Genomic DNA, 6,998 nt, shown 5'->3' with positions numbered 1-6,998 from the left:
GTCGCCGTAGGGGCGTGGTTTCCGCGCCCAATGCAGGGGGGTGACAGGTGACAAGGGATAGGAGTTTTGAGTTCAAGGTCTCGTGAGGGGCGGGTCCATCGCGGTTTTCCAGATGACAGCTACTCATCCACCCTCCTACCCTCACACCCTCCTACCCTCACACCCAATACGGGGAAATCTACGCCGCTGCACTGGGGGCAACCGCTTCCAAGGGCACCTCTTGGACTCGAATCTCTCCCTTGTAGGTCAAGCCTTCCAGGTAGTGGATGGGGTCGTCGGGGTTGAAGGTGCCGCCATCAAATAGGGTGATGGGACCGCGATCTCGGCCAATATCCGGCATCCCGACAGCCTGGGCAGCGGTGGTAAAGGTTTCCATGCGCCGGACCCGGTCCAGCACCTCGATCCAGTTGCGGGGGAAAGGCGTGATGCCCCAGCGGGCCATTTGGGCCATCATCCACAGTGCCTCCGTGCGATCGGGGCAGTTGGCCTTGTCCACAAAGAACTGGTTGAACCGGGGAATCATCTGGGGCGCATCGGTGCCGCGATCGTAGGGATCGATGAGGCCGGGGCGGGTGTACACCGGGTCAGAGCCCACGTACTCGGGGCGGCAGATGAGGGACAGCACATCCTCTCGGTTGCGGGGATCATCGCAGTATTGGCACGCCTCCAGCAGTGCCTTGATCAGCGCCAGGTGGGTTTGAGGATGGGCCTCGGCCCAGTCCTCCCGCACCCCCAGCACCTTTTCACAATGGCCCGACCAGATATCGGCATCGGTAGCTATGACAAAGCCCAGCCCCTCATGAACCGCTCGGGAATTCCAGGGCTCACCAACGCAGTAGCCATCGATGCTGCCCGCCTTCAGGTTAGCCGCCATCTGGGCCGGGGGAATCACGATCAGATTTACGTCCCGCTCAGGGTCAATCCCTGCGGAGGCCAGCCAGTAGCGCAACATCAGGTTTTGCATAGAGGCTGGGTGGACCATAGCCAGGGTGGGCTTTTGGTCGGGGTGGGCGGTGAGGAAGGCTTTGAAATCCGCCAAGGTTCGCACGCCATCGGCGTAGAAGCGGCGATGGAAGGTGATGGCATTGCCGTTGCGGGAGAGGGTCAGGCCCGTGGTCACGGTCACCGAAGGCTTGCCCTTGATCCCCAGGGTCATGCCCAGGGGCATTCCCGCCACCATTTGGGCCGCGTCCAACCGACCCTGACGGATACCCATTTCAATGGCCTGCCAGTTGGGCTCCCGCCGCAGGGTGACCTGGGTGAGGCCCTGTTTGGCAAAAAAGCCCCGCTCCTGGGCCACGACGAGGGGGGCGCAGTCGGTGAGGGGAATGAAGCCCAATTCCAGATTGATCTTTTCTAACCCGTTCAGGGCCACGGGCGTTACCTGCTTCAGTCGCTGGCGCTGCGCCCGCCGCTGCTGGTTCAGGAAGTACACAATTTCGCCCCGCAGACTGTAGTAACTGGGATGCTCCACCGCCGACATGTGAGTGCGGGGGCGGGGAATGGTGACATCTAGAATCTGCCCGACGTAGGCCGCTGGGCCATTGGTCATCAGGACCACCCGGTCCGACAACAGCAGCGCCTCATCCACATCGTGGGTGACCATGATGCAGGTGACTTCGTTCTCTTGGCAAATGCGCATCAACTGTTCCTGCAACCCGCCTCGGGTCAGGGCATCCAAGGCTCCAAAGGGTTCATCTAGCAACAGCAGCTTGGGACGAATGGCGAGGGCACGCGCGATCGCAACCCGTTGCTTCATGCCCCCCGATAGATGGGCGGGGCGTTTATCCGCCGCTGCCCGTAGCCCCACCATGTCGATGTGGTGATTCACAATGTCCTTTCGCTCCCCTGGGGAGAACTGCTTCATGGCAGCATCCACCGCTAGGGCAATGTTTTCTCGCACCGTCAGCCAGGGCAAGAGGGAATAGTTTTGAAACACCACCATGCGATCGGGGCCAGGTTCCGTCACCTGTCGTCCCTCCAGTACAATCCCCCCGCGTGTGGGCTGATCCAGCCCCGCAATCAGGTTCAACAGCGTGGATTTACCACAACCCGAGTGACCCACCAGGGACACAAACTCCCCCTTGCGAATTTTGAGATCAATATTAGTCAGGGCCACATAGGTGCCCCCATCGGGTAGAGAGAATACGCGATCAACGTGATCAACTTCAGCAAAAATAGCCATGATGCCTAAGCAATGAAGGTCAAATAATGGGATGGTGAAACAAGAATTATTTTTCCTCAGAAACCACCAGATTACCGAGGAAGGTAATGAACTTGTCCAGCAATAGACCGACAATGCCTACATAGATAACGGCGATGATGATATCGCTGACCCGAGAACTGTTCCAGGCATCCCAGATAAAGAAGCCAATGCCCACACCGCCGATTAGCATCTCAGCGGCAATAATCGCCAACCAGGATAGACCAATGCCAATCTTGAGCCCGGTGAAAATATAGGGCACCGTGGCGGGGAAGAGAATTTTGAAGAAGTAGGTTTGGCGGTTTAGCCGCAGCACCCGCGAGACATTGTTGTAGTCCTGGGGAATTTGGCGAACCCCCTCCGTAGTGTTGATGATAATGGGCCAAATCGCCGTAATGAAAATAACAAAAATTGCGGAGGGATTAGCCTGCTGAAATCCGGCTAGGGAAATAGGAAGCCAAGCCAAGGGGGGTACCGTTCTCAAGACCTGAAAGATGGGGTCTAGAGCCTGGTACATGATGCGATTAGTGCCGACCAAAATACCCAAGCCAATGCCCACAATGGCGGCCAGGGAAAAGCCCAAGGCAACCCGCTGGAGACTCGTGAAAAGCTGCCAAAACAGCCCCTTATCAATGCCGCCATTATCGAAGAAGGGATCGATAATCAGCTCCCAGGTATCTTTAATGGTGCGGATGGGACTGGGGAGATTGGCATCAGGGCTGTTGGTTAGCAATTGCCAAATTACGAGGAAAATGACTATGGCAATGACCGGAGGAATTAGGGCTTTGATCTGCTCGTAGGCAAACTTGATTAGGGGTTGGGGTTCAAATCGCGATCGTCGCCGACGAATCTTCAAGGGTGCAGTCATGGAGATACCTCTAAGTGCTGGAGAGCTAGGGGGAGGGATGCAGGGGAACCATGGGAAGGAGTTGGGGCGTAGGATTTCCTGCCCTTACTCCTTCCCAGCAATCCCTATACGCGCTTAATGGCAAGGCTGTTCAGGTAGTCCTGGGGATCCTCGGGGTCAAAGGTGATGCCGTCAAAGAAGGTCTCAACCCCACGGGAGGTACTGTCGGGAATGGCGGATTCCTGACCTAGTGCGATCGCGGCTTCCTTCCAGAGATCTTCCCGGTTCACCGCATCTACCATGGCTTGAATATCCGTTTCCGGGGGCAGGTAGCCCCAGCGAATGTTCTCCGTCAGGAACCAGAGATCATGGCTCTTGAAGGGATAGGAGGCAAAGTCATTCCAGTACTTTTGCATCAGATCGGGCTGCTCTAGAACCTTGCCCGTGCCATAGTCAAACTTGCCGATGGAACGGTCAATGATGTCGTCGTAAGGGACGTTAAACCAGGCCCGCTTGGAGAGAATTTGACACATCTCCTCCTTATTTTCCGGCTGACTACACCAGATTTGAGCCTCCAGGGTAGCGGTCAGCAATGCTTTAGTGGCCTTGGGATTTGCATCCACCCAGTCGGCCCGCATTCCCAACGCTTTCTCAGGGTGATCCTTCCAAAACTCACCCGTGGTAATGGCGTTATAGCCAATCTTTTGGTTCACCGTTTGCAGGGGCCAAGGCTCTCCCACACAGAAGGCGTCCATGTTCCCTACTTTGATGTTGGCCACCATTTGGGGCGGTGGTACCACAATGGTGGAGATATCCTGGTCGGGGTCAATACCCCCCGCCGCCAGCCAGTAGCGAATCCAGCAGTCGTGGGTTCCTCCAGGGAAAGTCATAGCAGCCTTGAGTTCATTCCCCGCCGCTTTGCGCTGGGCAAAGACTTCCTTCAGGGGAGCGCTATCCACACCAATTTCCAAATCCAAATAATCATTGGAGAGGGATATGCCCTGACCATTGGTATTGAGGCGGGCCAGGATATACATCGGTACCTTGCGCCCATCGGTGACGATACCCTCGGAAATTAGGTAGGGCATGGGGGTGAGGATGTGGGCTCCATCAATGCCGCCGCCGCCGGAGCCCAGCACCAAGTTATCGCGGGTGGTACCCCAGGAGGCTTGTTTTTCCACCAACACCTCGGTCATGCCGTACTTGGCAAAGAAACCTTTTTCCGAGGCGATGATCAGGGGAGCGGAATCGGTCAGGGCAATGAAACCTAGTTTTGCCGCAGGGGTTTCCGGGGCATCAGCGGGATCAATCTCCACCTCGACAGCGGTGGTGCCCGAGTTAGAGCCACCACTACAGCTATGGAGCAGGATGGTGCCAGCGGCGGCGGTACCAGCGGTCATCAAAAATCTGCGACGGTTCAAACGGGTCATGGGTATCTGTCTCCGATTAGGTGTAGGTGTAGGTGTAGGTGTAGGTGTAGGTGTAGGTGTAGGTGTACAGCGCAGAAAGGGACAGGGGACAGACGCTATCCTGAGGTCTCGATCTGGACACTGCCGTTGAGGGTGGGTTCGACTTTGGGGGTGGCCCCAAAGTGGGTGCTCAGTAAGTCCTGAAGTACGGCGAAGAGGTCGTCGCAGGGTACGGACTTTTGGACACAGGTGCCCAGTTGAGCTTCCTTGCCCACCTTGCCCCCCATGTAGATATCGACTCCCTCTACGACCTTGCCGTCCTTGCGGGCTTTGGTGCCCATGAGGCCAATGTCGGCCACCTGGGGCTGACCGCAGGAATTAGGACATCCGGTCCAGTGGATCCGCACTGGGCGGGGCAGGGTCAGGGTTTGATCTAGCGATCGCGCCAAGGCCAAGGCCCGCTGCTTCGTTTCCACCAGGGCAAAGTTGCAAAACTGGGCTCCCGTACAGGACACCAGCGATCGCACCAGAGGGCTGGGCTCAATCGAGAAGGTTTCCAGCAGGGGTTCCTTCAACAGAGCCGCCATCCGGGACTCTGGAATATGGGGGATGATGACGTTCTGCTCCACGGTCAGGCGCAGTTCACCATCTCCGTAGACCTCCGCCAAGCGGGCTAAGTCCAGCATGGTTGAGGCACTGAGCCGCCCCACCGGCACATGCAGCCCCACAAAATAGAGCCCCGGCTGCTTTTGGGAATGGATACCAATGTGGTCCCGCTTGTCCCAGTCCACTTCATCCTTGGGGGCAGCACTGGGCAGGGGCCGGCCATAGACCTGCTCCACTTCGGACCGGAACCGCTCCATGCCCCATTCCTCAATGAGCCACATAAGCCGGGACTTCTGGCGATTAGCCCGCAACCCATGGTCGCGGTAGACCTCTAGAATGGCGCGACACAGGTCGATGACCTCTTCGTTGGGGGCGACCCAGGCATGGAGGGGAATCGCCGCCTCACAACGACGGGCGGAGAAAAAGCCCCCCACCAGCACATTGAATCCCAGCCGTCCTTCGCGGTAGGCGGGCACAAAGGCGATGTCATTGATTTCGGCGTGGACGGAGTTATCCCGCCCCCCTTCGATGGCGATGTTGAACTTGCGGGGCAGGTTGGTGAAGTCGGCATTGCCCTCACCATTGCCCGTAATCATGTCCTGCACCAACCGCACTAGCCCTCGGGTGTCGATCAACTCGTTGGCATCAATGCCCGCCACCGGAGAGCCGGTGATGTTGCGGACATTGTCCATACCAGACTGAATTGAGGTGAGTCCTACTGCTTCAAAGCGCTGAAAAATATCGGGAATATCCTCCAGACGAATGCCGCGAAGCTGAATATTTTGGCGGGTGGTAATGTCGGCACTGCCATCATCGCCATAGCGTTGGACGACCTCCGCCAAAACTCGCATTTTTTGGCTCGAAAGCACCCCACTGGGCACCCGTAGCCTCAGCATAAATTTCCCAGGGGTGATAGGTCGGAAGAAGATACCCAGCCATTTCAGGCGGTGGGTCAGATCCGTTTCGTCTACTGCTTCCCAGCCTATTTCAGCAAATTTAAGCAGTTCTGCCTTGACAGCTAGACCATCTTTTTCGGCCTTTAATTTCTCAAATTTATTGATTTTACTATCTGCTTTAGAGACTGTATTCACCACAATGCTGACCTGTCGATAAAAGCACATTTTGCCCGATCACAACCTATCTGGATTGATGTGGCTGATAATGACGGTTTCCTCAATCCATAAAAACAATCACTTTCTAATTTCGGCAATTCAGGACGATTCATTGGTCAACAAACTAGCCCGGAGTATTTATAGATTTTGTGTCTTTAGGCACAAAAAAACGTTTGGCTCGCATTTATTGCATGGTCTTAATGCAATAAATACATGGAATATGGCTTCTGGGTAACCGCACTGCAATTCGACGGTGACTGGGAACCTCTCCGCTGCAAGGGTTCCATGAAATGTGGAGGGCAGATTCTCTAGCCCAATGCAGGGTGTAGGTGATGGGTGGTGTTGAGTCCAGAAAGCTTTCTCTACAAGGGTTTTATGGGACTTCGGGGGCAGTTTTTCGGCCTCATGCAGAGTCTTGATTGTCGGCAGCTTTGTCATTCGACTCGCTCTAGAGCAATTGTTGAATGAGGCACTGGACCTTACTTGTCTGCAACTTGTAGGCATTGAGATTGGGCCATCCATGGCCGATTGCGCATGACTTCAATGTGATATCTGCATGACTGCCCGCCATTTGTTCATGGCAAACTTTGTGGGAATCGGCGGTCGCGGTATTTCTGAATACCTGAATGTGATGCGAACTGTTGGCCGCGATCGCGGGGATCGCGGGGATCAAAAATTTTCGCGGTATCTCTCGATAATTGGGCACAGGCATCATGTCCAATGGCGACATCCTGCATTGGGAGCGGAAACCGCGCCCCTACCCCATCACCCCCCTACCCCATCACCCCATCACCCACCCACCCCCTCACCCCCATGCCCCA

Annotated in this window: 4 protein-coding genes; all 4 read right to left on the bottom strand. The window is 56.0% G+C overall.

The features are described 5' to 3' along the window. Positions 1–178: 178 nt before the first annotated feature. The 4 genes from LEP6406_RS0217025 to LEP6406_RS0217010 all read right to left on the bottom strand — a co-directional run bounded on the left by LEP6406_RS0217025 (position 179) and on the right by LEP6406_RS0217010 (position 6,186). The gene (locus LEP6406_RS0217025; protein WP_008313483.1) at positions 179–2,185 is read right to left on the bottom strand and encodes an ABC transporter ATP-binding/substrate-binding protein; all 2,007 of its coding nucleotides are present in this window, start codon (positions 2,183–2,185) and stop codon (positions 179–181) included. A gap of 46 nt (positions 2,186–2,231) precedes the next feature. Beyond that, positions 2,232–3,071: a nitrate ABC transporter permease gene (ntrB, locus tag LEP6406_RS0217020; protein WP_008313484.1), complete on the bottom strand. Its 840-nt coding sequence runs from the start codon at positions 3,069–3,071 to the stop codon at positions 2,232–2,234. 104 nt (positions 3,072–3,175) lie between these two features. Then, the gene (locus tag LEP6406_RS0217015; protein WP_008313485.1) at positions 3,176–4,480 is read right to left on the bottom strand and encodes a CmpA/NrtA family ABC transporter substrate-binding protein; all 1,305 of its coding nucleotides are present in this window, start codon (positions 4,478–4,480) and stop codon (positions 3,176–3,178) included. Between the two features lie 95 nt (positions 4,481–4,575). Next, positions 4,576–6,186 (bottom strand): ferredoxin--nitrite reductase, encoded by a 1,611-nt coding sequence (locus LEP6406_RS0217010; protein ID WP_008313486.1) that lies wholly within the window; start codon positions 6,184–6,186, stop codon positions 4,576–4,578. Positions 6,187–6,998: the final 812 nt, after the last annotated feature.

The organism is Leptolyngbya sp. PCC 6406, from assembly GCF_000332095.2.
GTDB lineage: Bacteria > Cyanobacteriota > Cyanobacteriia > Phormidesmidales > Phormidesmidaceae > PCC-6406.
This window is presented reverse-complemented; position numbering and strand designations above follow the sequence as displayed.

Coding starts and splice junctions, on each gene's coding strand:
- LEP6406_RS0217025 (WP_008313483.1), bottom strand. CDS start 2,185: ATGGCTATTTTTGCTGAAGTTGATCACGTTGATCGCGTATTCTCTCTA.
- LEP6406_RS0217015 (WP_008313485.1), bottom strand. CDS start 4,480: ATGACCCGTTTGAACCGTCGCAGATTTTTGATGACCGCTGGTACCGCC.
- LEP6406_RS0217010 (WP_008313486.1), bottom strand. CDS start 6,186: ATGTGCTTTTATCGACAGGTCAGCATTGTGGTGAATACAGTCTCTAAA.
- ntrB (WP_008313484.1), bottom strand. CDS start 3,071: ATGACTGCACCCTTGAAGATTCGTCGGCGACGATCGCGATTTGAACCC.